This window comes from Streptomyces chiangmaiensis (assembly GCF_036281785.1).
In the GTDB taxonomy this organism is placed as follows: Bacteria; Actinomycetota; Actinomycetes; order Streptomycetales; family Streptomycetaceae; genus Streptomyces; species Streptomyces chiangmaiensis.
Genome location: NZ_JAYWVC010000062.1, coordinates 1 through 14,943, shown reverse-complemented (window position 1 = coordinate 14,943; position 14,943 = coordinate 1). Strand labels below are relative to the sequence as shown.

The following is a 14,943-nucleotide window of genomic DNA, read 5'->3' as shown; positions in this document are numbered from 1 at the left end:
AGTGTGCGCGTCGACGTCGCCGAACTCGTCGGCCTGCGTACGCACCACCCCGAGGCGGTCGCCGAGGCCGCCGCCCGCCGGGCCGGTCGCCCCTTGATCGACGACACCGGCCGGCTGATGGTGGACACCGCCGTAGGACTTCTGTGAGGGCCGCATGAGCAATGAGCTGTACGTCCGCCGGGGCACCACCGCGAGCGCGCCGTACACGCTCGACATCGACCCCAAGCGGGCCGGCTGGAGCCACAGCAGCCTGCGGACGTTGGAGCTCCGGCCCGACGGCACGCACATGTTCACCACCGGTGACAGCGAGTGGATCGTGCTTCCCCTCGAGGGCGCCTGTACCGTGCACATTGAGGACAAAAGGTTCCAACTCCTGGGCAGGGACGACGTGTTCGCGGGGGTCTCCGACTTCGCGTACGTGCCCCGCGACGCCCGGGTCCACATCGCCTCCGGCGCGGGAGGCCGCTTCGCCCTGGCAGGAGCGAAGTGCGAGCGCCGACTCCCCGCCCGCTACGGCCCCGCGCCGGAGGTCCCCGTCGAAGAGCGCGGCAGCGGCAACTGCGCACGCCAGGTGCGCAACTTCGCCTCGGCCGACGCCTTCGCATGCGACAGGCTCATCGCCGTCGAGGTCATCACGCCCGGCGGCAACTGGTCCTCGTATCCGCCCCACAAGCACGACGAGGCGCGACCCGGCGAGGAGACGGAGCTGGAGGAGATCTACTACTTCGAGATCCAGGGCCCGAACGGTGTCGGGTACCAGCGCGTATTCCCCTCCCGTGAGGGCGGATCCGACGTCCTCGCCGAGGTCCGCACCGGCGATGCCGTCCTCGTCCCCGACGGCTGGCACGGCCCCTCCATCGCCCAGCCCGGACACACCATGTACTACCTGAACGTCATGGCCGGACCGGGCGAGGAGCGCCAGTGGCGGATCCGCTTCCACCCGGACCACACGGGGGGATACGGATGACCTCGACGACGAGGCTCACGGTCGCTCAGGCGCTCATACGATTCCTGGCCGCCCAGTACACCGAGCGCGACGGTGTGCGCCGCCGCCTGATCGGCGCGACCTGGGGCATCTTCGGCCACGGAAACGTCGCCGGCCTCGGGCAGGCGCTGCTGGAGTACGGCGACGTGATGCCGTACCACCAGGGCCGCAACGAGCAGTCGATGGTGCACGCGGCAGTCGGCTGGGCCCGTCAGTCGAACCGGCTGTCCACGCACGCCGTGACCACCTCCGTCGGACCTGGCGCGACCAACCTGGTCACGGGTGCCGCACTCGCCACCGTCAACCGCCTCCCGGTCCTGCTGCTGCCCGGAGACGTGTTCGCCACCCGCCCCGCGGACCCGGTGCTGCAGCAACTGGAAGCCCCCCACGGCGGTGACGTGTCCGTCAACGACTGTCTGCGCCCGGTGTCGAGGTACTTCGACCGGATCACCCGTCCCGAGGCCCTGATCCCGGCCGTGCTCCAGGCGATGCGGGTGCTCACCGACCCCGCCGACACCGGCGCGGTCACCCTCGCGCTGCCGCAGGACGTGCAGGCGGAGGCGTACCAGTGGCCGGAGGATCTCTTCGCCGAGCGGACCTGGACGGTGCGCCGTCCGGGCCCCGACCCCGTCGAGTTCGCCGAGGCCGTCCACGCGATCCGTGCCGCACGGCGACCGCTCGTGGTGGCCGGCGGCGGTGTCCACCACAGCCGTGCCGAGGAGGCCCTCGCGGAGTTCGCCGGGACCACCGGCATTCCGGTCGCCTCCACCCAGGCCGGAAAGGGCTCGCTGCGCTGGAACCACCCGCAGGACGTCGGCGGGGTCGGGCACACCGGCACCGCGACCGCCAACGAACTGGCCCGCACAGCCGATCTGGTGATCGGCGTCGGTACCCGCTACACCGACTTCACCACCGCCTCCGGCACCCTGTTCACCAGGGAGGGCGTCCGCTTCCTGAACCTCAACATCGCCCCGCTCGACGGCCACAAGCTCTCCGGGCTGCCACTGGTCGCGGACGCACGCAGTGGTCTCGAGGAGCTGACCGAAGCACTGGAGATGCACGACCACCGGGTGGAGCCGGCGTACCTCGCCGAGTACACGGAGGACAAGGAGCGCTGGGAGCAGCGCGTCGAGGCCTGCTTCGAGGCCGACGAACCGGACATACGGCCGACGCAGACACAGGTCATCGGCGCCCTCGACGCCCTGGTGGACGAGTCCGACGTCATCGTCAACGCGGCCGGTTCGCTCCCCGGCGATCTGCACAAGCTGTGGCGATCGCGCTCCCGCGACCAGTACCACCTCGAATACGGCTACTCGTGCATGGGCTACGAGATCCCGGCCGCCATCGGCGTGAAGATGGCCGCTCCCGACCGCCCCGTGTGGGCGCTGGTCGGCGACGGCACGTTTCTGATGATGCCGACGGAGATCGTCACGGCCGTGCAGGAGGGGATCGCGATCAAGGTCCTGCTCGTGCAGAACCACGGCTACGCGTCCATCGGCGGCCTGTCGGAGTCGGTGGGCGGCGAGCGGTTCGGCACCGCCTACCGCTACCGGTCCGGGGACGGTACGTACACGGGGGCGCCGCTGCCGGTGGACCTCGCCGCCAACGCGGCCGGCCTCGGGATGCGCGTGCTGCGCGCGAAGACGGTACGGGACCTGCGCCGCGCCCTCGGCGAGGCGCGCGCGGCGGACACTCCCACATGTGTCTATGTGGAGACCGAAACCGCAGACACTGTGTCGGGCGCGCCCGGGACGCAGGCCTGGTGGGATGTACCCGTGGCCGAGACCGCGACCCGATCGTCGGCGGTCAAGGCGCGCGAGGAGTACGACCGGCACGTCTCGACCCGACGCCGCCATCTGTGAAGGAGTACTTGCGCATGACGAAGATCGTCAACCACTGGATCGGCGGGAAGACCGTCGAAGGCGCGTCGGGCACGCACGGGCCGGTGACGGACCCGGCGACCGGCGCGGTCACCACGAAGGTCGCCTTCGCAAGCGTGGACGAGGTGGACGCGGCCGTCGCGGCGGCGAAGGACGCCTACCGGACCTGGGGCCAGTCCTCGCTCGCGCAGCGCACGTCCATCCTCTTCAAGTTCCGGGCGCTGCTCGACGCGCACCGCGACGAGATCGCCGAACTGATCACCGCCGAGCACGGCAAGGTGCACAGCGACGCACTCGGCGAGGTCGCCCGCGGTCTGGAGATCGTCGACCTGGCCTGCGGTATCAACGTACAGCTCAAGGGCGAGCTGTCCACGCAGGTCGCCAGCCGCGTGGACGTGGCCGCGATTCGGCAGCCGCTGGGCGTCGTGGCGGGCATCACGCCGTTCAACTTCCCCGCGATGGTCCCGATGTGGATGTTCCCGATCGCCATCGCGTGCGGCAACACCTTCGTGCTGAAGCCGTCCGAGAAGGACCCGTCGGCGTCCGTCCGCCTGGCCGAGCTGCTCGCGGAGGCCGGTCTGCCGGACGGCGTCTTCAATGTCGTCCACGGCGACAAGGTGGCCGTCGACCGGCTCCTCGAGCACCCGGACGTCAAGGCGGTGTCCTTCGTCGGCTCGACCCCGATCGCCCGCTACATCCACACCACGGCCTCCGCCAACGGCAAGCGCGTCCAGGCCCTGGGCGGCGCCAAGAACCACATGCTGGTGCTGCCGGACGCGGACCTGGACGCGGCGGCCGACGCGGCGGTCTCGGCGGCGTACGGCTCGGCCGGCGAGCGCTGCATGGCGATCTCCGCCGTCGTGGCCGTCGGCTCCATCGGCAACGAGCTGGTGGAGAAGATCCGCGAGCGTGCCGAGAAGATCAAGATCGGTCCGGGCAACGACCCCGCCTCGGAGATGGGCCCGCTGATCACGAAGGCGCACCGGGACAAGGTGGCTTCGTACGTTGCGGGCGCGTCGGCGGAGGGCGCCGATGTGGTCCTCGACGGCACCGGCTACACCGTCGACGGTTTCGAGGACGGGCACTGGATCGGCATCTCGCTGCTCGACAGGGTGCCGACCACCGCGAAGGCGTACCGGGACGAGATCTTCGGCCCGGTGCTGTGCGTGCTGCGCGTCGGCACCTACGAGGAGGGTGTGCGGCTCATCAACGACTCGCCGTTCGGCAACGGCACCGCGATCTTCACCCGGGACGGCGGCGCGGCCCGCCGCTTCCAGCTGGAGATCGAGGCCGGAATGGTCGGCGTGAACGTGCCGATCCCGGTCCCGGTGGGCTACCACTCCTTCGGCGGCTGGAAGGACTCGCTCTTCGGCGACCACCACATCTACGGCAACGACGGCACGCACTTCTACACCCGCGGCAAGGTCGTCACCTCCCGCTGGCCCGACCCGTCCGAGGCCCCGGCGGGCGTCGACCTCGGGTTCCCGCGCAACCGCTGAGGGACGTCGTAAGCCCCCGTCAGGCCGTCCGGATACCGGACGGCCTGACATTTTTTTGACGCCCTCGCTGCGGTTCCCGTGGGAGCGCCATCAAACGGATGACGCAGGCTCAAGTCAGATTTCACCTTGGAAAGCAAGGTCCAATCACGGAGGGCCTTGGCTAATGAGTTAGGGGGGCGTCCTGCCCTGGGAAAGTGACGTGACCCAGGTCGCTTTGCAAGTGCGGATTCCTCGTGCTGTCCCTGCTGGTCGTCATGATCGTCCCGCCGGTGATCGCGATGGGTACGGCCGACTACCTCGCTCCGGTCGTGCACCTCGACCCGGCGATGGCGGGCGCCGGGGTCATGCTGCTGGCCACCCTGGCGGGCCTGCTGGACCTGCGCGCCAACGCCTGGATCACCGGCATCTTCCTGGTCCTCGAGGTCGTGGCCGCGGGTGTCGTCGCAGTCCTCGGCTTCGCACACAGCGAGCGGGGCGTCGGCAGCCTCGTCTCGATGCAGGTGGCCGGCTCCGGCAGCCACGCGGACACCGTGACGGCCATGATGGTGGTGTCCGGGCTCGCCATCGCCCTCTTCGTCACCCAGGGCTTCTCGACCGCCGTCTACCTCTCGGAGGAACTCGAGAACCCGCGCCGCAACGTCGCCCGCACGGTCCTCACCACCCTCGCCATCTCCTCGGTCGTCATCCTGGTCCCGGTCGTCGCGATCACCATGGGTGCCTCCGACCTCAAGGCGCTGACGGGCGGCGACATCAGCGCCATGGTCGCCGCCTGGTCGAACTCGGCCGTGGGCACCTTCATCAGCCTCTGCGTCGCCCTCGCGATCATCAACGCGGGCATCGTCATGGTCATCCAGAACTCACGCGTGCTGTTCGCCTCGGCCCGCGACAAGGCCTGGCCGGAGCCGGTGAACAACGCCCTGGCCAGGCTCGGCCGTTTCGGTTCCCCCTGGGTCGCCACCCTCGTCGTCGGCGTACCCGGCGCGCTCCTGTGCTTCGTCAACCTGGACACGCTGTACGGCGTCACCGGTGTCTCCGTGACCGGGATGTACCTGCTGGTCGCGGTCGCCGCCCTGCTCGGCCGGCGCGGCTCGCACGCCGCGACGGCGGCCTGGCGGATGCCGCTCTGGCCCGCGACACCCGTCCTGCTCATCGCCGTTCTGACCTACATCCTCAGCCGCCAGGAAGTGAGTTACCTGCTGTGGACGGGCGGCATCACGGCGGTGGCCACGCTGTACTGGCTCCTCTACCTCCGCCCGCGCCGCGAGACCCGCTGGCTGGTGTCGATCCCGGAGGACGCACAGGCCTGAGCCGGCCGCCCGGCGCTCAGCCGAAGTCCCACGTCACCACGGAGCACGACCCGTCGTCCTTGCCGCCCGCACTGCGATACGCGGCGAGGGCGACGTCGTTCCCGGTGTCGATCAGCACCCACATGCCGTAGCAACCCGACTCCCGGCCGAGCGCGGCGAGGCGCTCGACGAGCGCGCGCCCGATCCCCCTGCGCCGGTAGGGCTCCGCCACCGCCAGCTCGTACAGGAACATCTCCGTGCCCTTGTCGGGGTGAATCGTCTCGACCCCGCTGACGAAGCCGACGGGCGCGGACTCACCGTCCGCGTAGGCGAGGAGGAGATGGTGTCCGGCGGCGGTCAGAAACCGTCGGGCCCACTCGGGGCGGACGGGATGGTCGAACAGGTGCTCGGCAGCTGCCACTTCGACGACGGTCGTGGCACGGCGAATCTCCATGGGTCTTCGTACCACGGCTGCGGTATGCGGCATCAGACCTCTACGTCCGTGGGAGGGTCCCCGGTTCAGACCGGCGGCTGCTTCGGATGTCGGTGCGCGCCCTTACCGTTGACACATGGATCTTCGACTGCCCGCAGACCGGGGGCTGCGCCGAGGTGCCGTGGCCGCAGTGGTCGCGGTCCTCCTCGTGCTGGCCGGTGTCGGGACGTGGACGGCCGTCGCATCGGACGACGCGCCCGTCGTGCACCGCACCGACAGACTCATGGACATGGGCGACGGGGTGCGGATCGACACGTCGTACTTCACCTCGGAAACCGCCGGGCGCCGCCCCGCGGTCCTGCTGGCACACGGCTTCGGCGGCAGCAAGCAGGACGTCGCGGGCCAGGCGGAGGATCTGGCGCGCGACGGATACGCGGTACTGACCTGGTCGGCGCGCGGATTCGGGCGGTCCACGGGGAGGATCGGGCTGAACGACCCCAAGGGCGAGGTCGCCGACGTCTCCAAGCTGATCGACTGGCTGGCGAAGCAGCCCGGCATCGAGCTCGACAGGCCCGGCGACCCGCGGGTGGGCATGGCGGGCGGGTCGTACGGCGGGGCGATCTCGCTGCTGGCCGCGGGGTACGACCACCGGGTGGACGCGATCGCCCCCGCGATCACCTACTGGAACCTGGCGGACGCGCTGTTCCCGAACGGCGTGTTCAAGAAGCTCTGGGCCGGCGTCTTCATGAACTCCGGCGGAGGCTGCGCGAGGTTCACCGCCGAGCTGTGCCGGATGTACGACCGGGTCGCGGAGTCCGGACAGCCCGACTCCCAGGCGCGGGCCCTCCTCGAGGCGCGGTCCCCGTCCGCGGTCGGCGCGGACATCAAGGTGCCCACGCTTCTCGTCCAGGGCCAGACGGACTCGCTGTTCCCGCTCGGTCAGTCGGACGCCGCGGCCAGGGCGATCAGGACCAACGGCTCGCCCGTGGACGTCGACTGGATCGCCGGCGGCCACGACGGCGGGGACCTGGAGACGAGCCGCGTCCAGGCGCGCGTCACGGCGTGGTTCGACCGCTACCTGAAGGACGAGAAGGGCGTCGACACCGGCCCGCCCTTCCGGGTCACGCGCACCGGCGGCATCGACTCCACCGACGGCGCCGCCCTGTTGCGGGGCGCGAGCGGGGACGCCTATCCCGGTCTGGAGAGCGGGCTGCGGACGGTTCCGCTCAGCGGTGGCGAGCAGCGGTTCACGAATCCGGCGGGAGCGAACCCGCCCGCGATCTCCGCGCTCCCGGGCCTCGGCGGTGCGGGCGGCCTGTCCCAGCTTTCGTCGCTGGGCATCGGAGTCTCGCTCGACTTCCCCGGGCAGTACGCGCACTTCGATTCGCGGCCCGTGCGCCATGACCTGTGGGTCACCGGGTCGCCGACGGTGACCGTCCATGTGACGTCGACGAGCGACGACGTCGTGCTTTTCGGAAAGGTGTACGACGTCGGGCCGGGCGGCAGCGGGCAGGTGCTTCCCTCACAACTGGTCGCCCCCTTCCGGGTGACCGGCGCCAAGGCCGGCAAGGACGTCACGCTGACTCTGCCGGCCGTCGACCACGAGGTGCAGAAGGGGCACCGGCTGCGGCTGGTCCTCGCCTCGACGGACCTCGGCTATGCCTCCCCGGCCGCTCCCGCCACCTACGCGGTGTCCCTGAAGGGCGGTCTGCATGTCCCGACGGCACCGGGCGTGACGACCGCGGCGGCCCCGCTTCCCGGCTGGGTGTGGTGGCTCCCGGCGGCCGGAGCCGTCGTCGCCCTGGCGCTGCTGCTGACGGGACGCCGCCGTACGACGGCACGGGCGCCCGATCCCGCACTGGCCGATGTGCCGCTGAAGATCACGGATCTGAGCAAGCGGTACGCGCGGTCGGCGGACCGGTACGCGGTGCGGGACCTGTCGTTCCGCGTGGAGAAGGGCCAGGTGCTGGGCCTGCTCGGGCCGAACGGCGCGGGCAAGACGACGACGCTCCGCATGCTGATGGGCCTGATCAAGCCGGACGGTGGCGAGATCCGGGTCTTCGGACATGCGATCCGCCCGGGTGCCCCGGTGCTCTCGCGGGTCGGGGCCTTCGTCGAGGGCGCGGGCTTCCTGCCGCACCTGTCCGGCCGCGACAATCTGGAGCTGTACTGGCGAGCGACGGGACGTCCGCCCGAGGACGCGCATCTGGACGAGGCGCTGGAGATCGCCGGATTGGGCGACGCACTGGCCCGCGCGGTGCGCACGTACTCCCAGGGCATGCGTCAGCGCCTGGCCATCGCCCAGGCGATGCTGGGCCTTCCGGACCTGCTGATCCTCGACGAACCGACCAACGGCCTGGACCCGCCGCAGATCCGCGAGATGCGCGAGGTCATGATCCGGTACGCGGCGGCGGGGCGCACCGTGATCGTCTCCAGCCATCTGCTGGCGGAGGTCGAACAGTCCTGCACCCACCTGGTGGTGATGGACCGAGGGCGCCTCGTGCAGGCGGGCCCGGTGGACGAGATCGTGGGCTCCGGCGACACTCTGCTCGTCGGCCTGGCGGCCGACATCCCCGATCCGCTGGTGGAGAAGGTGGCCGCGCTTGCCGGGGTGTCCTCGGCGGTACGGGCGGAGGGCGGACTGCTGGTCCGCCTGGCTCCGGTCGCGGAGTCGACGGCCTCCGCGGAACTCCCCGCCGGGCCGGGCCCGTCCGCGGCGGACCCGATCGCCCCCGTCGGCGGGTCCGCCGGGGACATGACGTCCGCCAGGGGATCCGTGGAGCCGGTTGCCTCCGCCGTGGGGGCCGCCGGCCGGACGGCGTCCCTCGACAACGCCGCCGGAGCGATCGCGTCCCTCGAGGGCTCCGCCGAACCGATCGCCGCCGGTGACGCACGGGGCGGACCGCTCGGCTCCACCGACCTCCGCCCCGAGCCGCTCGCATCCCTCGGGAACGGCGAGGGCGCCATGGGCTGTGCTGCGGTCCCCGAGGGGCCCGGCGGTCCCGCCCCGTCCGGATCCGCGGCCTCGGCCCGGCTTCTCGTCGAACTGGTCCGGCTCGAGGTTCCGGTGGCCTCGCTCGGCCCCCACCGGCGTCTCGAAGACGCCTTCCTCACGCTGATCGGAGGTTCCGCATGAGTGCGCTCGCCGAGCGGGCGGAGACGGCCGACGGGTACCTGGCGCGACGGACGTTGCCGCTGCGCGTCGAGCTCATCCGGCAGTTGAAGCGGCGCCGTACCCTCGTCATGGGCGCGATCCTGGCAGTGCTCCCGTTCGTGCTGGTCGTCGCCTTCGCCATCGGAGGCGACCCGGGCTCCCGCAACGGCCAGGTGACACTGATGGACACGGCGACCGCCTCGGGTGCCAACTTCGCCGCGGTGAACCTCTTCGTCTCCGCCGGGTTCCTGCTGGTCATTCCCGTCGCTCTGTTCTGCGGTGACACCGTCGCCTCCGAGGCGAGCTGGTCCTCGTTGCGCTATCTGCTCGCGGCGCCCGTCCCGCGGGCCCGGCTGCTGTGGTCCAAGCTCGCGGTCGGTCTCGGTACGAGCCTCGCGGCCATCGTGCTGCTGCCGGTCGTCGCACTCGCGGTGGGCACGGTGGCCTACGGCTGGGGACCGCTGGAGATTCCGACCGGCGGCGCCCTCTCAGCGGGCACGGCGGCCCAGCGGCTCGTGGTCGTCGTGGCGTACCTCTTCGTGTCCCAACTGGTCACCGCCGGCCTGGCGTTCTGGCTGTCGACGAAGACGGACGCACCCCTGGGCGCGGTCGGCGGCGCGGTCGGCCTCACCATCGTGGGGAACGTGCTGGACGCGGTCACCGCGCTCGGCCACTGGCGCGACTTCCTGCCCGCGCACTGGCAGTTCGCCTGGGCCGACGCCGTTCAGCCGCGCCCGGAGTGGGCCGGGATGATCCAGGGGACGGCGGTTTCCATAACGTACGCGCTCGTGCTGTTCGCCCTGGCCTTCCGCGGTTTCGCGCGCAAGGACGTCGTTTCCTAGGTCAACGGAGGATTTCCCGCCGGTCTCGAAGGCCGCCCGCCGTGGCCGGTTCGAGATCCATCCGCAACGTCCCGTACCGCACATCCCGGCCCCCTCCGGCGTCACAGTCACAGACGTCGACGTCAACGGACGGAGGGGACCCATGCGGGAGTACCGGACACGACGGCCCAGGGCCATGCTGATCGCGATCACGGTCGCGGGCGGCCTGTTGCTCACCGGCTGCGGAGGCGGCGCCTCCGACAGGTCGGGCAAGTCCGACGGCTCTGCCCTGTTCCCCGCCCCGGCGTACAGCTCGGGACGGAACGACAGCAGGGAGAACACGAACCACCTCTCCACGTTCGCGCTGGACGTGGACACCGCCTCGTACGGCTATGCGCGCCGCGTACTGTCCGAGGGCCGGCTGCCGGAGCCGTCGACCGTCCGCCCGGAGGAGTTCGTCAACAGCTTCCGGCAGGACTACGAGCGCCCACACGGCAACGGCTTCACGGTCACCGTCGACGGAGCCCGCACCGGCCAGGAGGGCTGGTCCCTGGTCCGGGTCGGTCTCGCCACCCGTGCCGCGCCGCCGGAGGGCGAACGCCCGCCCGCCGCGCTGACGTTCGTCATCGACGTCTCCGGTTCCATGGGCGAGCCCGGCCGCCTCGACCTGGTCAGGGACTCCCTCGGTGTGCTGACCGAGCGGTTGCGCGACGACGACTCGATCGCGATCGTCACCTTCAGCGACGGGGCGAGGACGGTCCTGCCGATGACCCGGCTCGGCGACCACCGAGCCCGGATCCACGACGCGATCGGCGAACTCAGGCCCACGGCCTCCACCAACCTCGGGGCGGGCGTCCGCACCGGTTACGCCACCGCGGTCGAGGGCCTGCGCCCGGGCGCCACCAACCGGGTCGTCCTGCTCTCCGACGGGCTCGCCAACACCGGTGACACCGACGCCGACACCATCCTGGAGCGGATAGCGAACGCCCGCCGCGAGCACGGCATCACCCTCTTCGGGGTCGGTGTGGGCAGCGAGTACGGCGACGCGTTGATGGAACGACTCGCCGACCGGGGCGACGGCCACACGACCTACGTCTCCTCCGACGACGACGCCCGCACGGTCTTCAGCGAGCAGTTGCCGCAGAACGTCGAACTGACGGCCCGTGACGCGAAGGCCCAGGTCGCCTTCGACCCGCAGACCGTGGCCGAGTTCCGTCTCATCGGCTATGACGACCGGCGCGTCGCCGATCAGGACTTCCGCGACGACCGCGTGGACGGCGGCGAGGTGGGCCCCGGCCACACGGTCACCGCGCTCTACGCGGTCCGCACCCGGCCCGACGCCAGCGGGCATCTCGCCACGGCAAGCGTCCGCTGGCTGGACCCCGCCACCCGGGACCCGCACGAGGAGTCCGGCCAGCTGGAGACCGGCGCCCTGGAAGACGACCTGTGGCACTCCTCGTACGGCCTCCAAGTCGCCGCGACGGCTGCCTACTTCGCGGACAACCTGCGCCTGGGCCGGCGCTGGGCCCCGCTCCCGGGCAGGCCCGGCCTCAGCGCACTCGCCGACCGCGCCGACACGCTGGCGGAGCGCACGCAGGACGCCGACGTACGCGGGCTCGCCAAGGCGATCCAGGAGGCGTCCGACCTGCGCGGCGCCGAGTAGGCCGGGGACCGCGCCGGTCCCGCGGAGGATCGTCCGTCCGTACCGTCTCCGACGCCCTCCGCGTCCGCACCCCGTACGGCGGAGATCGCGGCCGCACCTCCTCCGACGGGACCAGCCGGGGCCGTTCCACATCCGTGGGCACCGTCCGCGTCCGCACCGCCTCCGTGCGCACCATTGAAATTCCTTGACCCACAGGTAAGTTGACTGCCGAGTAAGTACGCATGTCCGCACGCGAGCCGCGACCGGAGCCGTCATGGGCGTACGCAGGGATCTGAAACGGGCGCAGCAGCGCGGCGACCTGGCGTCCCGCACCGAGGTCGAGCTGATCAGGGACGAGAGCGGCACCGTCCGCGAGGTGCGCACAGCGCCGATGGCACCGCGCCCCACCACGGGCAGTACCGCCGACCTCCCCTTCACCAACGCCGGGGAGGCGCCCGAGGCCGTGGTGCTGCGCCGTCAGGAGGGAGCCGTCTGGCGGCCGGTCACCGCCGCGGCGTTCGCCGCCGAAGTGACCGCCACGGCCAAGGGACTCATCGCGGCGGGGCTCGAACCGGGCGGCCGGGTCGCGGTCATGTCCCGCACCCGCTACGAGTGGACCGTCCTCGACTTCGCGATCTGGGCGGCCGGCGGCCAGACCGTCCCCGTCTACGCCACCTCGTCCGCCGAACAGGTCGAGTGGATCGTACGGGACTCCGGGGCCCGCTTCGCCGTCGTGGAGAGCGACGGGAACGCGGACACGGTCGCGACGGGGACGGCCGGCCACCCCGAGCCGCCGCGGATGTGGCGGCTGGACGAGGACGCTCTCGGCCGACTCGCCGTCCTGGGCCGGGAAGTCCCCGACGAGGAGGTGACCAAGCGTCGCGCGGCCCTCACCCCCGACACGGTGGCGACGATCTGCTACACCTCCGGCACCACCGGCCGGCCCAAGGGTTGCGTCCTCACCCACGCAAATCTGCACGCGGAGGCCGCCAACACGGTCGAGCTGCTCCACCCGGTCTTCCAGGAGGTCACGGGCCAGGTCGCCTCGACGCTGCTGTTCCTGCCGCTGGCCCACATCCTGGGCCGCACACTGCAGATCGCCTGTCTGACGGCCCGCATCGAGCTCGGCCACTTCCCGAGCATCAAGCCCGACGAACTGCGGCCCGCGCTGCGCCGGTTCCGCCCCACGTTCCTGGTCGGTGTCCCGTATCTCTTCGAGAAGATCCACGACACGGGGCGCGCCACCGCCGAGAAGATCGGCCGCGGCGCCTCCTTCGACCGCGCCGACCGGGTCGGGGTCCGCTTCGGCGAGGCGTACCTGAACAAGTTCCTGGGCACCGGCAAGGGCCCCAGGGCCGGTCTGTACGCGTTGTGGGCGCTGTACGACCTGCTGGTCTACCGGCGCATCCGCAAGGAACTCGGCGGCCGCATGCGCTACGCCATCAGCGGCGGATCCCCGCTCGACCGCGATCTCAACCTCTTCTTCTACGCGGCCGGAATCATCGTCTACGAGGGCTACGGGCTCACCGAGACGACCGCCGCCGCCACCATCGTCCCGCCTCTCAAGCCCCGCCCCGGCACCGTCGGCCTCCCGGTCCCGGGCACGGCCGTCCGGATCGCCGACGACGGTGAGGTACTGATCACGGGCGGCGTGGTGTTCGGCGCCTACTGGAACAACACGGCCGCCACGGACGCCGTCCTCGGCGACGGCTGGTTCGCGACGGGTGATCTGGGCTCCCTCGACCAGGACGGCTACCTCACGATCACCGGCCGCAAGAAGGACATCCTGATCACCAAGGGCGGCAAGAACGTCTCCCCCGCCGTCCTCGAGGACCGGCTGCGCAGCCGGTCGCCCGTCGGGCAGTGCATCGTCGTCGGCGACAACCGCGCCTACGTCGCCGCCCTGATCACCCTCGACCCCGAGGCGGTCGCCCACTGGCTGTCCGTGCACAAGCTGCCCGCGGACACCCCGATGTCCGAGATCGTCCGTGACCCACGGATCCTCGCTGACATCCAGAAGGCCGTCGACCACGCGAACCAGGCGGTGTCCCGGGCGGAATCCATCCGCAGGTTCGCGCTGGTCGAGGGCGAGTTCACCGAGGACAACGGCCTGCTCACCCCGTCCTTGAAGATCAAGCGTCATGCGGTGATGACGGTGTTCGCGCAGGAGATCGAGGCGCTGTACGGCGACTGAGGCCCGCCGGGGCCCTGGCAGCCTACGCGCCCCCCAAGGAGCGGCCCGCCGAGCGGTTCGACGGCCGCTCCCCGGGGGCGCCGGGCTCAGTCGTTGCCGGTGCCGTCCGGCAACGACAACGACACCCGTTGAGCGCTTTCGATCGCGCGGACCGCGCCGATGATCCTGTGCGCTTTCCGTATGAATCGAAACGCGGCGTTCGGGTGAATTACTCGGCACTCGCAGCTCGGGAGTTGCTTCGGCCGCCGATTCCTCGTTTCACAGAGTGCAGGTCGTGCGGCGAGCTGTTCAAGTTGTGCTCGCTCGGCTTCGGCCGTCACAGGGGCACGACCGCACAGAAGGGAAACTACGTGAAGCACAAGAAGAGCGCTGCCGTTGTCGCCGGCGCCATCATGACCCTGGGACTGGCCGCCCCGGCCATGGCCGACTCGGGTGCCGAAGGCTCCGCGCTCAACTCCCCGGGCTTCCTTTCCGGGAACGTCGTCCAGGTTCCCGTGCACGTGCCCGTGAACGTGTGCGGCAACACCCTCAACGTCATCGGGCTGCTGAACCCGTCGTCCATGAACTCATGCTCCAACAGCTGACGTCATAGCCGCCACGGCTGGTCTCGTCACACACCAGCCGTGGCGGCGGGTGTCAGGGCCGGCCTTGGACTGCTTCTTCACGGCTCCAGGGCCGGCTTTCCACTTCTCCCACCTCTACCAGCAGGAAGACAACTAGATTGCGACAGACCCTGAGCAGGGGAATGGTCGCGGCGGCCGCCGCGACGGGCATTCTGTCCCTGTGCGGCAACCCGGTATTCGCGGACTCGAACGCCGACGGCACCGCGGCCGGATCACCGGGCGTCGCGTCCGGCAACACCGTCCAGGTCCCCGTGCACGTCCCGGTCAACATCTGCGGCAACACCGTCGACGTGATCGCCGCGCTGAACCCCGCGTTCGGCAACGCCTGCGCCAACGGCCCCGGCAGGCAAGCGCCCTCCGAGCAACAAACCTCCACTGTCCCGGCGCAGACGCCCCATGACACCACGGGCACCAACAACCCGGGCG

At 71.0% G+C, this 14,943-nt stretch carries 10 protein-coding genes and 2 pseudogenes; 11 read left to right on the top strand and 1 reads right to left on the bottom strand.

Features of this window, described 5'->3' with window-relative positions; all coding sequences use genetic code 11:
• Positions 1-3: 3 nt before the first annotated feature.
• From VXC91_RS19495 to VXC91_RS19475, 5 genes and pseudogenes are all read left to right on the top strand, one after another.
• A pseudogene (locus VXC91_RS19495) lies at positions 4-132 on the top strand (deoxyribose-phosphate aldolase); the annotation flags it as partial.
• A gap of 22 nt (positions 133-154) precedes the next feature.
• Positions 155-967: a 5-deoxy-glucuronate isomerase gene (iolB, locus tag VXC91_RS19490; RefSeq protein ID WP_329508558.1), complete on the top strand. Its 813-nt coding sequence runs from the start codon at positions 155-157 to the stop codon at positions 965-967.
• Positions 964-2,847 (top strand): 3D-(3,5/4)-trihydroxycyclohexane-1,2-dione acylhydrolase (decyclizing), encoded by a 1,884-nt coding sequence (iolD, locus tag VXC91_RS19485; protein WP_329508557.1) that lies wholly within the window; start codon positions 964-966, stop codon positions 2,845-2,847. Before iolB ends, iolD begins: the two co-directional genes overlap by 4 nt.
• 14 nt (positions 2,848-2,861) lie before the next feature.
• The gene (mmsA, locus tag VXC91_RS19480; RefSeq protein ID WP_329508556.1) at positions 2,862-4,364 is read left to right on the top strand and encodes a CoA-acylating methylmalonate-semialdehyde dehydrogenase; all 1,503 of its coding nucleotides are present in this window, start codon (positions 2,862-2,864) and stop codon (positions 4,362-4,364) included.
• A gap of 233 nt (positions 4,365-4,597) precedes the next feature.
• Positions 4,598-5,671: pseudogene (locus tag VXC91_RS19475) on the top strand (APC family permease); the annotation flags it as partial.
• Positions 5,672-5,687: 16 nt separating this feature from the next.
• Here VXC91_RS19475 and VXC91_RS19470 read toward each other — a convergent pair.
• Positions 5,688-6,104: a GNAT family N-acetyltransferase gene (locus VXC91_RS19470; protein ID WP_329508555.1), complete on the bottom strand. Its 417-nt coding sequence runs from the start codon at positions 6,102-6,104 to the stop codon at positions 5,688-5,690.
• A gap of 115 nt (positions 6,105-6,219) precedes the next feature.
• On the opposite strand from VXC91_RS19470, the gene VXC91_RS19465 reads away from it, so the two are divergent.
• From VXC91_RS19465 to VXC91_RS19440, 6 genes are all read left to right on the top strand, one after another.
• A complete protein-coding gene (locus VXC91_RS19465) occupies positions 6,220-9,219 on the top strand; it encodes a CocE/NonD family hydrolase (protein ID WP_329508554.1) in 3,000 nt (999 codons plus the stop codon).
• On the top strand, positions 9,216-10,079 hold the full coding sequence (locus tag VXC91_RS19460) for an ABC transporter permease (protein ID WP_329508553.1): 864 nt from the start codon (positions 9,216-9,218) through the stop codon (positions 10,077-10,079). Before VXC91_RS19465 ends, VXC91_RS19460 begins: the two co-directional genes overlap by 4 nt.
• Positions 10,080-10,221: 142 nt before the next feature.
• Entirely contained in the window at positions 10,222-11,721 is a 1,500-nt protein-coding gene (locus VXC91_RS19455) for a vWA domain-containing protein (RefSeq protein WP_329508552.1), read from the top strand.
• 253 nt (positions 11,722-11,974) lie between these two features.
• Positions 11,975-13,894, top strand: coding sequence for an AMP-dependent synthetase/ligase (locus VXC91_RS19450; protein WP_329508551.1), 1,920 nt, complete (start codon positions 11,975-11,977; stop codon positions 13,892-13,894).
• A gap of 392 nt (positions 13,895-14,286) precedes the next feature.
• Positions 14,287-14,478: a chaplin gene (locus tag VXC91_RS19445; RefSeq protein WP_329508587.1), complete on the top strand. Its 192-nt coding sequence runs from the start codon at positions 14,287-14,289 to the stop codon at positions 14,476-14,478.
• Between the two features lie 137 nt (positions 14,479-14,615).
• On the top strand, positions 14,616-14,943 hold a 328-nt coding region (locus VXC91_RS19440; protein ID WP_329508550.1), incomplete at its 3' end, for a chaplin.

Excerpts from the sequence above, each read along its gene's own strand:
- VXC91_RS19470 (WP_329508555.1), bottom strand. The coding sequence starts at position 6,104 with ATGGAGATTCGCCGTGCCACGACCGTCGTCGAAGTGGCAGCTGCCGAG.
- mmsA (WP_329508556.1), top strand. The coding sequence starts at position 2,862 with ATGACGAAGATCGTCAACCACTGGATCGGCGGGAAGACCGTCGAAGGC.
- VXC91_RS19450 (WP_329508551.1), top strand. The coding sequence starts at position 11,975 with ATGGGCGTACGCAGGGATCTGAAACGGGCGCAGCAGCGCGGCGACCTG.
- VXC91_RS19460 (WP_329508553.1), top strand. The coding sequence starts at position 9,216 with ATGAGTGCGCTCGCCGAGCGGGCGGAGACGGCCGACGGGTACCTGGCG.
- iolD (WP_329508557.1), top strand. The coding sequence starts at position 964 with ATGACCTCGACGACGAGGCTCACGGTCGCTCAGGCGCTCATACGATTC.
- iolB (WP_329508558.1), top strand. The coding sequence starts at position 155 with ATGAGCAATGAGCTGTACGTCCGCCGGGGCACCACCGCGAGCGCGCCG.
- VXC91_RS19445 (WP_329508587.1), top strand. The coding sequence starts at position 14,287 with ATGACCCTGGGACTGGCCGCCCCGGCCATGGCCGACTCGGGTGCCGAA.
- VXC91_RS19465 (WP_329508554.1), top strand. The coding sequence starts at position 6,220 with ATGGATCTTCGACTGCCCGCAGACCGGGGGCTGCGCCGAGGTGCCGTG.
- VXC91_RS19455 (WP_329508552.1), top strand. The coding sequence starts at position 10,222 with ATGCGGGAGTACCGGACACGACGGCCCAGGGCCATGCTGATCGCGATC.